The sequence below is a fragment of the Roseateles sp. P5_E8 genome (genome assembly GCF_054177665.1).
The window spans coordinates 1-17,076 of the sequence record NZ_JBGCUM010000081.1; the positions used below are offsets into that span (position 1 = coordinate 1).

The window sequence follows — 17,076 nt, forward strand, 5'->3', positions numbered from 1 at the left end:
GCCGGTCGGGGCGCTCGTCGCGGCGGAAGCCTTCGCTGCGCTGCGGCGGGCGCTCGGGCTTGAAGCCGGCCGGCTTGGGCCGGGCAGGGCGGTCGTCACGCTGCGGCGCGGGCCGTTCGTTTCGCTGCGCTTGAGCCTTCTGGAACTCCGCCTCGCGCTCGGCCCGGTCGGCCTGCGCCTTGGCCAGTGAGGGGCGGGGTTTGGAGACGCCCTTGCCGCGCACCGGCGCACGCTTCTCGCCCTCGGCGTTGCGGGTCTTGGCGGCGGGCTTGGGCTTGCCCTTGAGTGTGATGGTGGCCATGTGGTTTGTGCCTCAACGGCCTCTCAGGAAAAGGGCGTCCAGCTCGCGCATGTCGAGCTGGCGCCAGGTGGGGCGGCCGTGGTTGCACTGGTCGGCGCGTTCGGTGGTTTCCATGTCGCGCAGCAGCGCGTTCATTTCGTCCAGCGTCAGCTGCCGGTTGGCGCGCACGGCGCCGTGGCAGGCCATGGTGGCGAGGATCTCGTGCTGGGCGCGTTCGAGCACCGAGCTGGCGTCGAACTGGGCCATCTCCGCGAGCAGCTCGCGGGTCAGCGCGACGAGGTCGCTTGCCGCCAGCAGGGCAGGGCGGGAGCGCACGGCCAGCGTGCGCGTGGACAGCGGTGACACGTCCAGCCCCAGCTTGTTGAGCGTGTCGGCATGCTGCTCGGCGGCGGCCACCTCTTCGGCCGTGGCCGCGAAGCTGACCGGGATCAGCAGCGGCTGGCTCTCGATCTGCGTTGAGCCAAGCCTGGCCTTGAGACGCTCGTAGACGACGCGTTCGTGGGCCGCGTGCATGTCGACGATGACCAGACCTTGCCGGTTCTCGGCCAGGATGTAGACGCCCTGGATCTGCGCGATGGCGCGGCCAAGCGGCCAGTCCTCTTTGGTCGACAGCGCGGGCAGGCTGATCTCGGCCGGCGCGGCCGCATCCGCGATGGACGTGGAAACCACCGGCTTGGTCGTCGGCTGCCACAGCGTCTCGTGCTGCACCAGGGACAAACGCACCTGCTCTGCCGTGGCCGGCACCGGCGGTGTGAAGGGCTGGTAGCTCAGGCGCGGCTCGGAGACGTAGAGCGTCGCCGGCATCGTCGGCTCGAAGGCCAGCGGCGCCATGGCTGACTCGACGGCGGCGGCGTCGGCGCGGGACTGGGCCAGCGCGTCGATGAAGGCGCGGCGCACCGATTGATGGATGGCGCGGCCGTCGCGGAAGCGCACCTCGATCTTGGTCGGGTGCACGTTCACGTCCACCAGCTCGGGCGCGATTTCGATGAAGAGCACGTAGCTGGGCTGGCGCTGGCCGTGCAGCACGTCTTCGTAGGCAGAGCGGATGGCGTGGCTGATGAGCTTGTCGCGCACATAGCGACCGTTGACCCAGACGTATTGCTGGTCGGCCCGCGAGCGCGCGGCCTCGGGCAGGCCGGCGCGTCCGGTCAATGCCAGTGGGCCAGCGCTGTATTCAAACGGGCGGCTCTCGCTGCTGAAGTCTTCGCCCAGCACGTCGGAGATGCGTTGCTCGCTGGACGCCGCGCGCCACTGGTCGACGAGCTTGCCCTCGTGCCAGATCGCAAAGCCCACGTCGGGCCGCGCCAGCGCGTGACGGCGCACGGCTTCCACGCAGTGCGCCAGCTCCGTCGAGTCCGTCTTCAGGAACTTGCGGCGCGCGGGTGTCGAGAAGAACAGCTCGCGCACCTCSACGCTSGTGCCGCGCCCGCGGGCGGCGGGTTGCAACTCGCCGCTGCGGGCGTCCAGCCGGTGGGCGTGGGCGTCGGAGCCGGTGCGGCTGGCGATGGCCATGTCCGACACCGAAGAGATGGCCGCCAGCGCCTCGCCGCGGAAACCCATGGTGGCGACGGATTCGAGATCGTTCAGGCTGGCGATCTTGCTGGTGGCATGGCGCTTCAGCGCCAGCGGCAGCTGGTTGACCGGGATGCCACAGCCGTCGTCCTCCACGACGATGGCGCGCACGCCGCCGGCCATCAGCTTGACCTGGATGCTCTTCGCACCGGCGTCCAGCGCGTTGTCCACCAGCTCGCGCACCACCGACGCCGGGCGCTCGACGACCTCGCCGGCGGCAATCTGGCTGATCAGCTCATCGGGCAGTTCGCGGATGGCGCGGGGGGCGGGGACTTCTGGGAGCGGCGAATCCATCGCGGGATTATCGGCGGTGGGCTGGCCGTCACAGAGCCGCCGGGATAATGCCGCGCCATGGACCTGCTGCATTTCCTTCTCGACTTCATCCTGCACGTGGACCAGCACCTGGCCACGTTCGTCCAGGCCTACGGCGCCTGGGTCTACGCCTTGCTCTTCCTGATCATCTTTGTGGAGACCGGCGTCGTCGTCATGCCCTTCCTGCCCGGCGACTCGCTGCTCTTCGTCGTCGGCGCGATGTGCGGCGTGGGGCTGATGGACCTGTGGCTGTCCATGGGCCTGCTGACAGCAGCGGCCATCCTCGGCAACCAGTGCAACTACGCCATCGGCCGGCATTTCGGGCCGCGCGTCTTCCAGTGGGAGAACTCGCGCTTCTTCAACAAGGCGGCCTTTGACAAGGCTCATGCCTTCTACGAGAAGTACGGCGGCTTCACGCTGATCGCCGCGCGCTTCATGCCCTTCCTGCGCACCTTCGCGCCCTTCGTGGCGGGTGTGGCGCTGATGACGCGGCGCAAGTTCACTTTCTACGACGTGACCGGCGGCGCGCTCTGGGTCTGCGGCATCACCCTCATCGGCTACGTGTTCGGCAACGTGCCCTGGGTCAAGGCCAACCTGGACAAGATCATCTGGGCCATGATCCTCATCCCGGGCATCCTCATCATCGCTGGCGGCATCAAGAGCCGCTTCAAGCGCGCGCCGAGCTGACTTTCAGATCGGACCGACTTCGGGTCTAGAGTCGCGCGTTCTGCGACTCAATCGGAGATCCCGATGACCCTGTCTCGACTCGCCCTGGCCCTGGCGTGGATGACCTCCAGCCTGGCCTCAGTGGCGGCCTCTGCGGAACCGACGCTGATGCTGCGTCAACCCGCCGTCTCCAAGGACCACCTCGCCTTCGTCTACGCCGGTGACCTCTGGCTGGCCGACCGCAGCGGCGGCAACGCCCGGCGCCTCACCAGCCACGCGGCCAGCGAATTCGCGCCGCGCTTCTCGCCGGACGGCAAGCAGATCGCCTTCTCGGCCAGCTACGACGGCAACACCGACGTCTATGTCATCGGCCTGGACGGCGGCCAGCCCAGGCGCCTGACCTGGCACCCGACGGCGGACGTCGTCAGCGGCTGGAGCCCGGACGGCAAGCGGGTGCTGTTCGCCTCGCCGCGCGAGGTGCTGAACAACCGCAGCAACCAGCTCTACGAGGTCAGCCTGGACGGCGGCTACGAGCGCCAGGTCATGAAGGCCGTGGCCTGGGAGGGCGCCTGGTCGGCCGACGGCAAGCAGCTGGCCTACCGGCCCTACAACGCCGCCTATGCCGGTTCGAGCGGCTGGCGTCAGAGCCGCGGTGGTTCGACCCCGCCGGTCTGGATCATGGACATGGCCAGCCAGAAGTGGCAGCAGATCCCGCACGTCAACGCCAGCGATTCGGCGCCCGTCTGGGCCGGCGGCGAGGTCGTTTTCATCTCCGACCGGGCCGATGGCGCGGCCAATCTCTTCGCCTTCAACCCGGCGACCCAGTCGCTGCGGCAGCTCACGAAAGAGACGCAGTGGGACGTGCGCAGCGTGGACGCCGTCGGCACGACGCTGGTCTATGAATCGGGTGGCCGCATCAAGCAGATCGAGCTGGCCGGAGGCGAACCGCGTGTGCTCGACATCCAGCTCGCCAGCACCGCCCCCCAGGCTCGCCCGCAGTGGAAGGACGCCGGCAAGGCCGTCACCTCGGCCCATCTGTCGTCCACTGGCAAGCGCGTGGTGGTGAGCGCGCGTGGCGAGGTGTTCACGGTGCCCGTCAAGGACGGCAGCGTGCGCAACCTGACCGAGACGGCCGGCGTGCGCGAGAAGGACGCGCTGTGGAGCGCCGATGGCAAGCAGATCGCCTACATCTCCGATGCCCCCGGCATGCGCCATGAACTGGTGTTGCAGGCGCAGACCGGCCTGGGCGCCAAGGAGCGCATCGCTCTGCCCAAGGAGGCCTACTTCACGCTGGTGGACTGGTCGCCCGATGGCCAGCAGCTCGTGCTGATCGACAACCACCTCAACCTTTACCGCCTGAGCCGCGCGCCCGGTGCGCAGCGTGGCCAGCTCATCAAGATCGCCACCGACGTGCGCCGCCTCGGCGCCGACGGCTATGCGGTGTCCTTCTCGCCGGACAGCCGCTGGCTGGCCTACACCAGCTCGGGCGAGACCTACTTCGGCCGCATCTCGCTGCACGAGATCGCCACCGGCCGCAGCCATGCCGTGACCGATGGCCTGGCCCATGCCGGCAACCCGACCTTCTCGGCCAAGGGCGATCTGCTGTACTTCACCGCGTCCATCAACTCCGGCCCCAGCCAGGTCGGCCTGGACCTGTCCACCCAGGAGCGCCCGCGCCGCGCCGGCCTCTATGCCCTGGTGCTGGCCGCCGACGGCAAGTCGCCGCTGGCGCCCAAGGCGGGTGACGAGGATGGCAAGAAGGACGACAAAAAGGACGAGAAGAAGGACGAAGAGTCCAAGAAGGACGGGCCTAAAAAGGATGACAAGAAGGACGAAAAGAAGGCCGACGCCAAGAAGGACGAAAAAAAGGACGACAAGAAAGACGACAAGAAGCCCGACCCCGTCAAGCCGACCAAGGTCGACCTCGATGGCCTGATGGACCGCGTCGTGGCCCTGCCGGTGGCCGAGCGCAACTACGACGGCCTGGCCGTGGCGTCCGACGGCGCGCTGTTCTACCTGCAGCGCCCGCAGCCCGGCGCCAGCACTGAGGCACCGCAGGCCGAGAAGCGCGCCACGGCCGAGCTGTGGCGCTTCGACTTCGAGGACCGCAAGGCCAAGATGCTGCGCACCGGCATCGCCGAGTTCTCGCTGAGCGAGGACCACAAGAAGCTGCTGCTGACCCTGGCCGGCGGCAAGCTGGAGGTGGGTGACGCCAACGACAAGGCCGAGAGCAAGGCGCTGGACCTCGCCGGCCTGCGCGGCCGCGTGGACCCGCGCGCCGAGTGGAAGCAGATCTTCGACGAGGCCTGGTGGATGGAGAAGGAGTTCTTCTACGACGCCGGCATGCACGGCCTGAACTGGCAGGCCGTCTACGACCGCTACCTGCCGCAGCTGGCCCATGTGCAGCGCCGCGAGGACCTCAACGACCTGCTCGTGCAGATGATCGGCGAGCTGCAGGTCGGCCACAACCGCACCAGCGGTGGCGATGTGCACCAGGAGGCGCCCGTCGCGGTCGGCCTGCTGGGCGCTGACTTCACCGTCGAGCAGGGCCGCTACCGCATCGCCAGGCTGTATGCGGGTGACCGCCTCAACCCCAACCTGCGCTCGCCGCTGAGCGTGGCCGGCCTGGGGGTGAAGGAGGGCGACTTCATCCTCGCCATTGGCGGCCATGAGCTGGACGAGAAGACCAACCTCTATGCGCTGCTGGAGAACACGGTCGGCAAGCAGGTGGTGTTGACCATTGCTCACGACGCCGCGGGCAAGGGTCGGCGCGACATCACCGTCGAGCCCATTGCCAACGACAGCCTGCTGCGCCGCTGGGCGTGGATAGACGGCAACCGCAGGAAGGTGCTGGAGAAGTCGGGCGGTCGCGTTGCCTACGTCTACATGCCTGACACCGCCGGTGGCGGCTTCGAGCACTTCAACCGCATGTTCTTCGCACAGATCGACAAGCAGGCGCTGATCGTCGACGACCGGAAGAACGGCGGCGGCCAGGCAGCCAATTACGTCACCGAGCTGCTGGCGCGGCCCTACCTAGGCAGCTGGAAGGACCGCGACGGCCTCGTCTTCGACACGCCGGGTGGCGCCATCTACGGCCCCAAGGCCATGCTCATCGACCAGGACGCCGGCTCGGGCGGCGATTTCATGCCCTATGCCTTCAAGCGCGTGGGCCTGGGCCCGCTGATCGGCAAGCGCACCTGGGGTGGCTTGATCGGCATCTCCGCCAACCCGCCGCTGATCGACGGCGGTTCCCTGACCGTGCCCTTCTTCCGCTTCTACACGCCGGAAGGCGAGTGGCGCATCGAGAACGAGGGCGTGGCGCCGGACATCGACGTCGAACTCGACCCGGCGGCTGTCAATCGTGGTGAGGACACGCAGCTGGATGTGGCGATTGCCGATGTGCTGAAGCGGCTGGAGGGGTGGAAGCCGATCCAGCGCAAGTCGGCGCCTGACGCCGCCAAGCTGGGCCGCTGATGAAGTCCTGGGCGGCCCTGTCCCTGCGGGGCCGCTTCGTCCTGCTGGCCCTGCTGCCACTGCTGACCTCGCTCGCCCTCATCGCGCTGGCCGTGCGCCAGCAGGAGAGCGAGCTGGCCGCACGTGAGCACGCCCTCGTGCGCGTCAGCTACATGGACGCGCGTCGCACCGAGCTCAAGCACTACGTCGACCTGGCCGTCAGCACCGTCAAGCCGCTGCTGGGGCAGCCCGGCGGGCAGGAGCGGGCGCTGGCCATCCTGTCCTCGCTGGACTACGGCCCCGACGGCTATTTCTTCGTCTACGCGCTGGATGGCCGTGTGCTGATGCACTCGCGCCAGCCCGAGCTGATCGGGCAGAACCTGTGGGGCCTGCGCGACCCCAAGGGCCGGCTCACGATCCAGCAGCTCATTGCCCAGGCCAAGGCCGGCGGCGGGTACGTGGAGTACCTTTGGCGCAAGCCGTCCAGCAGCCTGCTGGCGCCCAAGCTGGGCTATGTCGTCGCCGTGCCGGAGTGGGACTGGATGCTGGGCACGGGCCTGTATCTGGACGGCATCGAGGCGACCATGAGCGAGCTGGAGCGCGGCGCGCGCCAGAACATCACGGCGACCATGCTGTGGGTGGGCGCAGTGGCCGTGTTCGGCGTGGCCCTCATCAGCGCGGGCGCCCTGGCGCTCAACCTCAGTGAGCACCGCAGCGCCGAGGCGAAGCTGCGCGCGCTGGCCCGCGAGGTGGTGCAGAGCCAGGAGGACGAACGCGGCCGCCTGGCTCGCGAGCTGCACGATGGCGTCAGCCAGGCGCTGGTGGCCACCAAGCTGCTCATCGAGTCGGCCCAGCATGAGCCCGCCAGTGCCGAGCGCCTGCAGGCGCTGGCGCTGAAGCGGCTGAACAGCACGCTGGCCGAGGTGCGCCACCTGTCCCACGCGCTGCGCCCGGCGCTGCTGGACACGCTGGGCCTGCCGGCTGCGCTTCAACACCTGGCGGGCGAGTTCGATGCGGCCGGCGGCACGCATTTCTCGGCGGTCGTCGAAGGTGAAGAGGTCGGCCTGCCCGAGGCCGTCAACACGGCGCTGTTCCGCATCGCCCAGGAGGCGCTGAACAACGCTGCCCGCCACGCCCACGCGACGGTGGTGACCATGACGTTGCGCTTCGAGCGCAACGGCGGCCTGGCGCTGGAGATCGTGGACGACGGCCAGGGCTTCGATGCCGACGCCGCCCAGGCCGTGGCCGACCGTGGCCTGGGCCTGCGCAGCATGCGCGAGCGAGCTGATGCGCTGGGTGCGCGGCTGAGCCTGATGACGTCACTCGGCATCGGCTGCCGGCTCACGGTCAAACTATCGGCTGCCGATCTCGCGCGCGCCGCCGTATGAGCGCCGTGCCGGGCCGCCCCAAGCAAGCTCGCTCCCGCCTGGCGGGACAGGCCGCAGGCCGAAGGGTGCACCAATGACCTCACCGCCCATCCGCATCCTGCTTGTCGACGACCACCCGATGGTGCGCGAAGGCCTGGTTGCGCGCCTGGCCGCCGTGCCGCGCTTCGAGGTCGTCGGCGAGGCGGGCCACCGCGTCGAGGCGCTGGAACAGCTCGCCCGCACGGCGCCCGATGTCGTGCTGATGGACGTGGGCCTGAAGGACGTCAACGGCATTGCGCTGGCCGCCGAGATGCTGACGGCCCAACCGAGCGTCAAGCTGCTGATGTTCAGCATGTATGACAACCCCGAGTACGTGCAGCGCGCGCTGCAGGCCGGCGCACGCGGCTATGTGCTCAAGGACGCGCCGGCCACCGAGATCGTGTCGGCCATCGACGCGGTGGCGGCGGGCGGCACTTTCCTGAGCGCCGCCGTCTCCGGCCGGCTCTTCCGCGGCCAGGCGCCCAAGCCGGTGCTGACACCGCGCGAGAGCGAGATCCTCGGCAAGCTGGGGCAGGGCGCGTCGAGCAAGCAGATTGCGCGGGATCTGGACTTGTCGGTGCGCACGGTGGAGGCCCATCGGCAGAGCATCAAGCGCAAGCTGGATCTGGACGGGCAGGCGGAGTTGATCCGGTATGCGGTGGAGCATGGGCGCGAGCAGTGAGACGCGGAATCAGGCGCAGGCTTGATCGCAAGCGGACTTTGCCGCAGCTGGTGCGCATCGCCCTGCGAGCTTGGGGCAGCCACAGAAGCTGGAATGCCATCGCGGCCTTGCACATGCGCGGCTCGCCCGAGACTCTGGCGCTGGCGCAGCGGCTTTCGCGCAGCCATAGCTGGCGGCGGCGGGCGCTTGGGCTTCACGTCGCGGCGCAACTGAGGCAGCGACGGCAGGGTGCAGAGTCCGGCAGTGTGGAGTACGCGCTGGAGGCGACGCAGCGCCTGCTGCTGGCAGGACTGCATGACGCGCATGACGAGGTTGTCGGCGCGGCCGTTTCCGGCCTGGGCCATCGGCCGCACCCCGAGGCGCTGGCTGAGCTGGTGCGGCTGGCGTCTCACCCCAGCAGTGATATGCGATGGCACGTGGCCGTGGCTTTGGCGCTGTATCCAGAACCTCCCGCCATCGACGCGCTGCTGCGGCTGGCGCGCGACGGTGACGACGATGTGCGCGACTGGGCCACCTTCGGCCTGGGGTCCATGCAGGGTGCGGACACGCCCGAGATTCGGGAACTGCTGTGGACGAACCTGAGCGATGCCGACCCGGACGTGCGCGGGGAGGCCGTCATCGGCCTGGCGGCGCGCAATGACCCAAGGGCGGTCGACTACCTGTTGACCCATCTTGACGACAAGTGCCGCATGCTCGATCTGAACGCCGCGGCAAAGTTCGCCAGCCCGAGACTGCTTCCTGCATTGCAGGCGCTGTTGACCGGCACGGCCGGTGACGGAGAGGTCGACCCGCAATGGCTGGACGCGCTGCGTGAAGCCGTCGAAACCTGCGCCAGCCCAACTTCAGGCACCTGACCTGCCGCGCACCGTTGCGGCGCATTGGCAGAGCACCCGGCACGGGCAGGAGCTGGGCGCTCAGGCCACGCCGAATCGCTGAGCGGTCGAGCGCGAGGGGCCGCAAGCCCTTGCAGATGGGGCAATGCGCCCGCCTCGTCCTCAATCGATATGTCGAAACGCCGCCGCGCTGGTGGAAACCTGAGTGGCGCCGGCAGCGCCTTGCTCAAGCATCCCCTCAGCGACACAGATCGCTCGCGCGGCACGTGAAGTCCCTGCGCGCCACCCCATCCATCAGGGCAGATTCATTCATCGAGGTACGGGAAATGCACCAGAGCAAGGCACGAGTTCGATTCACCCCAACTGACGCGAGGGGCCGCAGCGGGATGCCACGGCGCGCGGCCTTGGCGTTCAGCGCTGCCGTCGCGATGGCCGGGCCAGCCTTTGCGACCACCACGGTCTACGACGACTTCGACGCGCCCGGCTACTCCCTGGCCAGCTATGGCGCGAAATGGGTCAACCCGTATGGCCTGGGCGAGATGACCCTCACGGACACGCGCAATGTCGCCAACGGCAACTTCTCCATCAAGGCGCCCGTGTTCAAGACCGGCTTCGACTTCAGCGTCTACGACCACCTGAAGTACATCGCCACCAGCACGCAGTCGTTCGCGGTGCCGACCAACGGTTCATTGACCTTCTCGTCCACCATCAACGCCACGGCCTACAACACGCAGGCGGCCGGCCGTTTGATCAGCGGCAGCTACGTGCAAAGCGGCAACCCGTATTCGGCGCTGGCGCTCGAGGGCCAGCAGGCCGGCGCGGTGATGAACATGATCGACTTCTCCACCGGCCAGTTGTTCGACTGGTTCGTCTCCGGCTCGACGGCGTTCGCGCTCATCGAGCGGCTGCCCTCGGCGGTCACCAACCCGGCGTTGCAGCCCGGCGACGCGGGCTATGTCGGCATCGACAAGATGTACACGCAGATCATCAAGCAGGTCGCGATCGGCGCCGGCCCGCACGAGGTGTCCATCACCTACAGCGATTCGGGCAGCGTGAGCTACTTCCTGGACGGCGGCCTGGTCTCGACTGTCGACAAGGTCGGTGTGCCGCTGGACCAGCGCGGCGAGCCCTGGAGCGGCACCTACCCGTCCTACGGCCCGGGCGAACTGCTGGCCGGCAAGATCAACAGCCTGACCATCGGCCATGGGCTGTTCAGCCTGCTGGACGCCTTCCCCTTCCAGCATCCCGACCGCCCCGACCTGGCGGTCTCCATCCCGGTCTCTGAGCGCCTGTTCGGCCAGGGCATGGACGCGACCTTCGACAACTTCACCGTCACCGCCGTGCCCGAGCCCGGGAGCTGGGCGATGCTGGCGGCGGGCATGGGCCTGATGGGTCTGAGGGGCCTGGCCGCGCGGCGCCGCCGCGCGAGCAGGCCTTAACGGCCCGGGCGATCAACGCCCGCGCTGCGGGCCGTAGCTGTCGTGGCCGCGATCGCGGTGATCGTGACGGTCATTGCGGTCGTTGTCGCGGCGACCATCCCAGCGGTCATTCCGGCGGTCATCGTGCCGATCCCAGCGGCGGTCGCCGTAGGAGCGGTCGTAGACCACCCGCGGGGCCGGCGCGTAATAGACATCGCGCTCATACCTCGGGGCCGGCGCGTAACGCACGACCGGTGCCGGGCTGTAGTAGACGGGTGCCGGCTCGGCGTAGTACCTCGGCGCGTTGGACACCACGAAGTCGGCGGGCGGCAGGCTGATGCCGATGGACCAGCTCGTGCCGGCGTGGGCGGCGGTGGCGCCAAGCAGGGCAGCGCCAGCGATAAGAGTGGCAAAAGTACGACGAAGCATTTGGAACCTCCTACGAGGCCGAAACAACGGCCTGCGGTCACTGGTCAACGCCCGGTCGCAGCCACCGTTGACGACGAGCGCTGGCCATTCGTAAGCGGGTGTTGAGGCGTGTCGGACGCGACCTACAGCACCTCGTCCAGCAGGCCTTCCTGCCCGGCGCGGTGAACTGCTTCGGCGCGGTTGGCGCAGCTCAGAGCGCGCAGCGCCAGCGCCACGTGCATTTCCACGGTGCGCGGGCTCAGGCCCAGTTCTCGCGCCACCTGCTTGTCCGTCATGCCCTGTGCAACCAGGCACAGGATCTGGGTCTGTCGCCGGCTCAGGCGCGGCTTGTCGGGGCGGCCGCCACCCAGGAACTCGACGGTCTCAGCAATGAAGGTGCGACCGGCGTTCTGGCCCACCGGCAGGATATGGCTGTCGCTGTCGAGCAGCACGAATCGCGCACCCGGTATCCAGGCCACCAGTTTGCGGCCCTGTTCGAGCGTGACCATCTGGTCGTCGCGCGCATGGAAGATGAGCGTCGGGCATTGCACCAGCGCGCACTCCGCCTTCACGTCGATGCTGTAGTTGGAGCGCAGATGGCGCTCGGCAATATCGGGCGTCATGGACAGCCGCATGCGCTCGCTGACGAGATGCCGCGCCGCCAGATCGGCCACGGCCGCGCCCATCAATTGCGCGAGGAAGATCTGCCGGAACGGCGACTTCTCCTGTGCCCAGCCCTGGCGCGCCGTGGCCAGCAGCAGCTTGGCCTCTTCCAGCAGGTGCGGCGGTGTCGTCGGCGCGCTGAAATAGGCACGGGCGAAGCCGTTCACCAGCACCAGCGCCGTGACGCGCTCCGGGTGCCTGGCGGCATAGGCGATGGCGAGCGGCGCACCGCAGGAGACGCCCAGCAGCGCCACGGGCTCCGGGGCCATGGCGTCCATCACCGTCTCGAAGTCGGCGAGCAGGGTCTCGAAGTCGAAGGGCGGCACCTCGCGCGTGGACAGCCCGCAGCCGCGCGGGTCATAGCGCACGAGGGTGTGGTGGCGGCCCAGGGCCTCCAGCGTGGACCAGGTGTCGGGCTCGCGCAGCTCGCATTCGAGGTGGCTGACCCAGGTGCCGGCGCGCACAAGCTTGGGGCCGCTGCCCGTGAGCGCGCAGGCCAGCGTGATGCGGTCCGGGGTCACACAGAAGCGCAGATCCTGGCTGGGTTCCACTGGCTGACCTTGGGGCTGCGGCGATTCACGCATCTTGCGCGTGCGCCACCGCGTCGGCAATCAGGAGTTCGGTGTTCTCAAGCGCCTGCACCAGCACGGGCGCGCCAGGGCGCTGCTCGAAGCTGTCGCCCGCCTTCAGCACGCGGTCAGCCGAGCAGCCGTCGCGGGTGATCCAGACGCAGCCGCGCAGCACATGCAGCTGCAGGGGCCGGTTCTCCAGCGTGACGATGGCATTGAGCGCCATCGTGCGCTGCTGCGGCAGGGCCGCCGTGTCGGTCCGCGCTGCGCGCGCCGGCTGCGGCTGGCGGCCGAGCTGCATGAAGAAGCGAGGAAGGCTGGCGGCGAGGGTCATGGCGGGCTCCTTGGGCGATGGAGCCAGTCTGGTGGCCCGGCTGGGAATGCCGCAGTCGGCGGAATACGGTACGGGCCGGCAGCGACTACGGTATGGCTACCGTAGTCGCCACTGCCGTTCCGGGTTGACCCTTAGGTATTGCCGCGCGCCCGCCCCGCGTGGCTTGACCGATGCCCGCGCGGGCACCAGTTCCGACACTTCCTCACGGCAGCACCTGCCTTCGACAGGCGCGCCGAAACGGAGACAAACCTCATGTCGAACCTGCGTCGTCACCTTGCCTGGGCCGGTGTCGCGATCCTCGGCGCTGCATCCCTCGCCACCGTGGCCCTGAGCCGCGGCGAGACGATCAGCGCGCTGTGGGTCGTGGCCGCCGCGCTGTGCACCTACCTCATCGCCTACCGCTACTACAGCCTCTTCATTGCCGAGAAGGTGCTGGGGCTGGACCCCAAGCGGCAAACGCCCGCCTGGAAGTACAACGACGGCCTGGACTACGTGCCCACCAACAAGCATGTGCTCTACGGTCACCACTTCGCGGCGATTGCCGGCGCCGGCCCGCTGGTGGGCCCCGTGCTGGCGGCGCAGATGGGCTATCTGCCAGGCCTGCTGTGGATCCTGGCCGGCGTCGTCTTTGCCGGTGCGGTGCAGGACTTCATCGTGCTGTTCATCTCCACGCGCCGTGACGGCCGCTCGCTGGGCGACCTCGTCAAGCAGGAGATGGGCACGGTGCCCGGGCTGATCGCGTTGTTCGGCGCCTTCATGATCATGATCATCATCCTGGCGGTGCTGGCGCTCATCGTCGTCAAGGCGCTGGCGGACTCGCCCTGGGGCCTGTTCACGGTGGCCGCGACCATCCCCGTCGCGCTCTTCATGGGCGTCTATCTGCGCTTCATCCGCCCGGGTCGCATCGGCGAGGTGTCGGCCATCGGCTTCGTGCTGCTGATGGCGGCCATCTTCGGTGGCCAGTGGGTCAGCGAGAGCGCGACGCTGGCGCCCATCTTCACGCTGACGCCCACCACGCTGGTCTGGCTGCTGATCGGCTACGGCTTCGTCGCCGCCAGCATCCCGGTCTGGCTGCTGCTGGCGCCGCGCGACTACCTCAGCACCTTCCTGAAGATCGGCACCATCATTGCGCTGGCCATCGGCATCGTCATCGTCGCGCCGCCGCTGAAGATGCCGGCGCTGACGCAGTTCGCCGCCGGCGGCGGCCCGGTCTGGGCCGGCAGTCTGTTCCCCTTCCTGTTCATCACCATCGCCTGCGGCGCGGTGTCGGGCTTCCATGCGCTGATCTCGTCGGGTACGACGCCCAAGCTGCTGGAGAACGAGTCCCACGCCCGTTACATCGGCTACGGCGGCATGCTGGCCGAGAGCTTCGTCGCGGTGATGGCGCTGGTGGCCGCCTCGTGCATCGAGCCGGGCGTCTACTTCGCGATGAACAGCCCGGCTGCGGTGGTCGGCAAGGACGCCGCGACCGTCGCGCAGACGCTGTCGACCTGGGGCTTCGTCGTCACGCCCGAGATGCTGACGCAGGCGGCGGCCGACGTCGGCGAGAAGACCATCCTGGCCCGTGCCGGCGGTGCGCCGACGCTGGCCGTGGGCATGGCCGAGATCCTGCACCAGGTGGTGGGCGGCAAGGCCATGATGGCCTTCTGGTACCACTTCGCCATCCTGTTCGAGGCGCTCTTCATCCTGACCGCCGTGGACGCCGGCACGCGCGCCGGCCGCTTCATGCTGCAGGACCTGCTGGGCAGCTTCGTGCCGTCCATGAGGCGCACCGAGAGCTGGGTTGCCAACTTCGTCGCCACCGGCCTGTGCGTGGCCACCTGGGGCTACTTCCTCTACCAGGGCGTCGTCGACCCGCTGGGCGGCATCAACACGCTGTGGCCGCTGTTCGGCATCGGCAACCAGATGCTGGCTGCCGTCGCGCTGATGCTGGGCACGGTCGTCATCTTCAAGATGAAGAAGGACCGCTACGCCTGGGTCACCATGCTGCCGGCCGCCTGGCTGCTGGTGTGCACGATGACGGCCGGCTGGCTGAAGATCTTCTCGGCCGACCCCAAGCTGGGCTTCCTGGCCCATGCCGACAAGTACGCCACGGCGATTGCCGAGGGCAAGGTGCTGGCGCCGGCCAAGACGCTGGACGCGATGTCGCGCGTCGTCTTCAACGACCGGCTGGACGCGGCGCTGTGCCTGCTCTTCATGGGCGTGGTCATCAGCGTGCTGATCTACAGCGTCAAGGCCATCCGGGCCGCGCGCGGCACGGCCAGGGTCACGGCGCAGGAAACGGCCTTCGTGCGGCTGCCTGCGGGCCAGCATGCTTGAGCGTGGCGACCTGTCCCGCGCGGGTCGCTACCTCACGCAAAGCCTGCGCCTGATGGTGGGCGTGCCGGACTACGGCACCTATCTGGCACACCACCAGGCCACGCACCCGGAGCGGCCGGCGATGAACTACGAGGAATTCTTCAGGGAGCGTCAGACCGCGCGCTACAGCGCGCGCGTCGGCAAGTGCTGCTGATCGACGAAGAAGCGCCCAAGAAAAATGCCGCTCAGATTCAACTGAGCGGCATTCTCGATAAGACGGGCTGCTGTCACCGTTGGGCTGTTCCGGATGGAACAGCCCAGGGAACGTCAGGCCTTGGCAGCGCGGCGGCGGCGAACCGCTGCCAGACCGATCGCTGCGACGCCGACAAGAGCCAGGGACGCCGGCTCCGGCAACTCGCGGTCGCCGCCGTCGCCCACCACCACCGTGATTTCGGTGCGCGCCACCGGACCGCCGGCTTGATTGAACGCCTCCAGGTAGATGGAATAGGTGCCGTCGACGGTGGGGTTGAACAGGGCGGAGAGCCAACCGAAGTTTTCGGAGTTCTGCGCAATGCTGTTCGCGGCTGCCAGGCCAGCCTTGGTGGCCGCATCGGCATCGGTGCCGTTGCCTTGCGTGGTGCCGTTGTTGCCGAACGAGTTGTCGTTGAACACGGCCAGCGGATCAAACGAGGTGAAGGTCTTGCCCAAGCTCGGGTTGCTATCAATGCCCAGCATGTAGCTGTAGCTGCTGACCGAGGCAGTGCCCGCATTGATCGAGAAATCGAAGTTCCACGACGCCAGGTTGTTGAACCCGTACAGGGAATAGGCGCTGGTATCGCTGAAGGTATAGGTGCCGGCGCCATTGCTGGGCACGTTGTTGGTCGGCACGGGGAAGCGCTCCCGGGCACGCAACGCAAGCTGGACGCCGCTGCCCGTTTGTTCGGTCCAGCCGTTGTCGCCAACGCCAGAGCCGAAGATTGCCGTGATCGTGGCATCTGCGTGCGCGCTCATCGTTGCGGCAAGCGCAGCAGCAAGGAACAAGGACTTCGCGCCTACAAGGCGGAAATTGGTCTGCATGTTGTCTCCTTCATTGTCGATTTCTGAGGATGAAAACCATCCCGCTGAACCAATTCGCAACAAGCGTGCCGAACGTTTTTTATTAACCAAATCAATAGCTTGCTGAAACCTTTCTTCAACCTGTTGGATTTCTGTAAAAGTTCTCGACAAGTATTGAAATGACTCGCGAGATGTTGTAACAGCCGCTTCGTCAGCCCGTTGCAACGTCACGCAGTAGTGCAAGGCCTGCGCATGCCTGTTTTGAACGACGACGCTTTGCCTGCAGGCTTTCGCCTTCTCCCCGGCCTGCTGGCCCCCGAGCGGCGGCAGGCACTGATCGTCGAACTCGTCACACTGCCGCCCGGCTCGGCGCGGCAGCGCGAACTGCTGGAGCAGCCGTGGTGTCAGGCACTGGCTCGGTGGCTGAAAGGGTTGCCGCAGTTGCGCGACGTGTTGCCGGAAGATGCCGTCGCCGTGCAGTGCACGCTGTTCGAAAAATCAGGGGGCCGCAACTGGTTGGTCCCACCACATCAGGATCTCGCCATCCCAGTCGCTGCACGTGTGGAGCATCCGGGTTTGAGCGGCTGGTCTGTCAAGGGCGGACGGCCGTTTGTGTTCGCGCCCGCCGAGGTGCTGGCGCAGATGCTGGCCGTGCGCCTGCACCTGGACGACGCGACCGAAGCCGACGGCGGCTTGCGCTTTGTTCCGGGCTCGCATCTGCAAGGGGTGCTTGGCGACGATGCTGCGCTTGCCTGGGGTGATCGTGTGGGTGAGGTGCCGGCAAACGCGCTGGCCGGCGACGCGCTGCTGATGCGGCCGCTGGTGTTGCATGCGTCGTCCAAAGCTTCGGCACCGACCGGCCGACGCCGCGTGCTGCATTTCCTGTTCGCACCTCGGGAGTTGCCGTTCGGCCTGCAGTGGCAGCGGCCGGTGTAGCTGCTGCGGGTTGGCGGCAACGCCCAGCCGGGATTTCGTCCCGGCCGCCGACTCACTTTTTGCGCCGCCAAAAAGTAAGCAAAAAGCTCTCCCCTGCAAAACCGCCCCTGTCGGGGTCCCCTGCGATGCTCGAAGCCCGGGGCCGCACCCCACTCACTTCGCTACGCTC

Annotated in this window: 14 protein-coding genes and 1 pseudogene; 9 read left to right on the forward strand and 6 right to left on the reverse strand. The window is 68.0% G+C overall.

Annotated features, from left to right (window positions below; all coding sequences use genetic code 11):
* Nucleotides 1–301 (reverse strand): annotated as a pseudogene (locus ACXRVZ_RS25775) (pseudouridine synthase); the annotation flags it as partial.
* 12 nt (nucleotides 302–313) lie between these two features.
* Complete coding sequence (mutL, locus tag ACXRVZ_RS25780) at nucleotides 314–2,167, reverse strand: DNA mismatch repair endonuclease MutL (RefSeq protein ID WP_457427465.1); 1,854 nt, start codon at nucleotides 2,165–2,167, stop codon at nucleotides 314–316.
* Between the two features lie 57 nt (nucleotides 2,168–2,224).
* On the opposite strand from mutL, the gene ACXRVZ_RS25785 reads away from it, so the two are divergent.
* The 6 genes from ACXRVZ_RS25785 to ACXRVZ_RS25810 all read left to right on the forward strand — a co-directional run bounded on the left by ACXRVZ_RS25785 (nucleotide 2,225) and on the right by ACXRVZ_RS25810 (nucleotide 10,664).
* The gene (locus ACXRVZ_RS25785; protein WP_458232989.1) at nucleotides 2,225–2,872 is read left to right on the forward strand and encodes a DedA family protein; all 648 of its coding nucleotides are present in this window, start codon (nucleotides 2,225–2,227) and stop codon (nucleotides 2,870–2,872) included.
* A 63-nt stretch (nucleotides 2,873–2,935) separates the two neighbouring features.
* The gene (locus ACXRVZ_RS25790; RefSeq protein WP_458232990.1) at nucleotides 2,936–6,325 is read left to right on the forward strand and encodes a S41 family peptidase; all 3,390 of its coding nucleotides are present in this window, start codon (nucleotides 2,936–2,938) and stop codon (nucleotides 6,323–6,325) included.
* A complete protein-coding gene (locus ACXRVZ_RS25795; RefSeq protein ID WP_458232991.1) occupies nucleotides 6,325–7,692 on the forward strand; it encodes a cache domain-containing protein in 1,368 nt (455 codons plus the stop codon). Before ACXRVZ_RS25790 ends, ACXRVZ_RS25795 begins: the two co-directional genes overlap by 1 nt.
* Nucleotides 7,693–7,765: 73 nt before the next feature.
* On the forward strand, nucleotides 7,766–8,392 hold the full coding sequence (locus tag ACXRVZ_RS25800; protein WP_457427502.1) for a response regulator transcription factor: 627 nt from the start codon (nucleotides 7,766–7,768) through the stop codon (nucleotides 8,390–8,392).
* A 50-nt stretch (nucleotides 8,393–8,442) separates the two neighbouring features.
* The gene (locus tag ACXRVZ_RS25805) at nucleotides 8,443–9,246 is read left to right on the forward strand and encodes a HEAT repeat domain-containing protein (protein WP_457427504.1); all 804 of its coding nucleotides are present in this window, start codon (nucleotides 8,443–8,445) and stop codon (nucleotides 9,244–9,246) included.
* 518 nt (nucleotides 9,247–9,764) lie between these two features.
* Complete coding sequence (locus ACXRVZ_RS25810) at nucleotides 9,765–10,664, forward strand: DUF6081 family protein (protein ID WP_457427532.1); 900 nt, start codon at nucleotides 9,765–9,767, stop codon at nucleotides 10,662–10,664.
* Between the two features lie 12 nt (nucleotides 10,665–10,676).
* On the opposite strand, the gene ACXRVZ_RS25815 is transcribed toward ACXRVZ_RS25810, so the two are convergent.
* The 3 genes from ACXRVZ_RS25815 to ACXRVZ_RS25825 all read right to left on the reverse strand — a co-directional run bounded on the left by ACXRVZ_RS25815 (nucleotide 10,677) and on the right by ACXRVZ_RS25825 (nucleotide 12,617).
* The gene (locus tag ACXRVZ_RS25815) at nucleotides 10,677–11,072 is read right to left on the reverse strand and encodes a hypothetical protein (RefSeq protein WP_457427506.1); all 396 of its coding nucleotides are present in this window, start codon (nucleotides 11,070–11,072) and stop codon (nucleotides 10,677–10,679) included.
* A gap of 122 nt (nucleotides 11,073–11,194) precedes the next feature.
* Complete coding sequence (locus tag ACXRVZ_RS25820) at nucleotides 11,195–12,265, reverse strand: alpha/beta fold hydrolase (RefSeq protein WP_457427508.1); 1,071 nt, start codon at nucleotides 12,263–12,265, stop codon at nucleotides 11,195–11,197.
* 25 nt (nucleotides 12,266–12,290) lie between these two features.
* On the reverse strand, nucleotides 12,291–12,617 hold the full coding sequence (locus ACXRVZ_RS25825) for a DUF2917 domain-containing protein (RefSeq protein WP_457427510.1): 327 nt from the start codon (nucleotides 12,615–12,617) through the stop codon (nucleotides 12,291–12,293).
* A 252-nt stretch (nucleotides 12,618–12,869) separates the two neighbouring features.
* Here ACXRVZ_RS25825 and ACXRVZ_RS25830 point away from each other — a divergent pair, with 252 nt between their 5' ends.
* A complete protein-coding gene (locus ACXRVZ_RS25830; RefSeq protein WP_457427512.1) occupies nucleotides 12,870–14,936 on the forward strand; it encodes a carbon starvation CstA family protein in 2,067 nt (688 codons plus the stop codon).
* The gene (locus tag ACXRVZ_RS25835) at nucleotides 14,929–15,129 is read left to right on the forward strand and encodes a YbdD/YjiX family protein (RefSeq protein ID WP_457427514.1); all 201 of its coding nucleotides are present in this window, start codon (nucleotides 14,929–14,931) and stop codon (nucleotides 15,127–15,129) included. The genes ACXRVZ_RS25830 and ACXRVZ_RS25835 overlap by 8 nt, the downstream gene beginning before the upstream one ends.
* 113 nt (nucleotides 15,130–15,242) lie before the next feature.
* Here ACXRVZ_RS25835 and ACXRVZ_RS25840 read toward each other — a convergent pair whose 3' ends face one another.
* Complete coding sequence (locus ACXRVZ_RS25840; protein WP_457427516.1) at nucleotides 15,243–15,992, reverse strand: PEP-CTERM sorting domain-containing protein; 750 nt, start codon at nucleotides 15,990–15,992, stop codon at nucleotides 15,243–15,245.
* A 231-nt stretch (nucleotides 15,993–16,223) separates the two neighbouring features.
* Between ACXRVZ_RS25840 and ACXRVZ_RS25845 the strand changes: the two genes are divergently transcribed.
* Complete coding sequence (locus ACXRVZ_RS25845) at nucleotides 16,224–16,907, forward strand: phytanoyl-CoA dioxygenase family protein (protein WP_457427518.1); 684 nt, start codon at nucleotides 16,224–16,226, stop codon at nucleotides 16,905–16,907.
* Nucleotides 16,908–17,076: the final 169 nt, after the last annotated feature.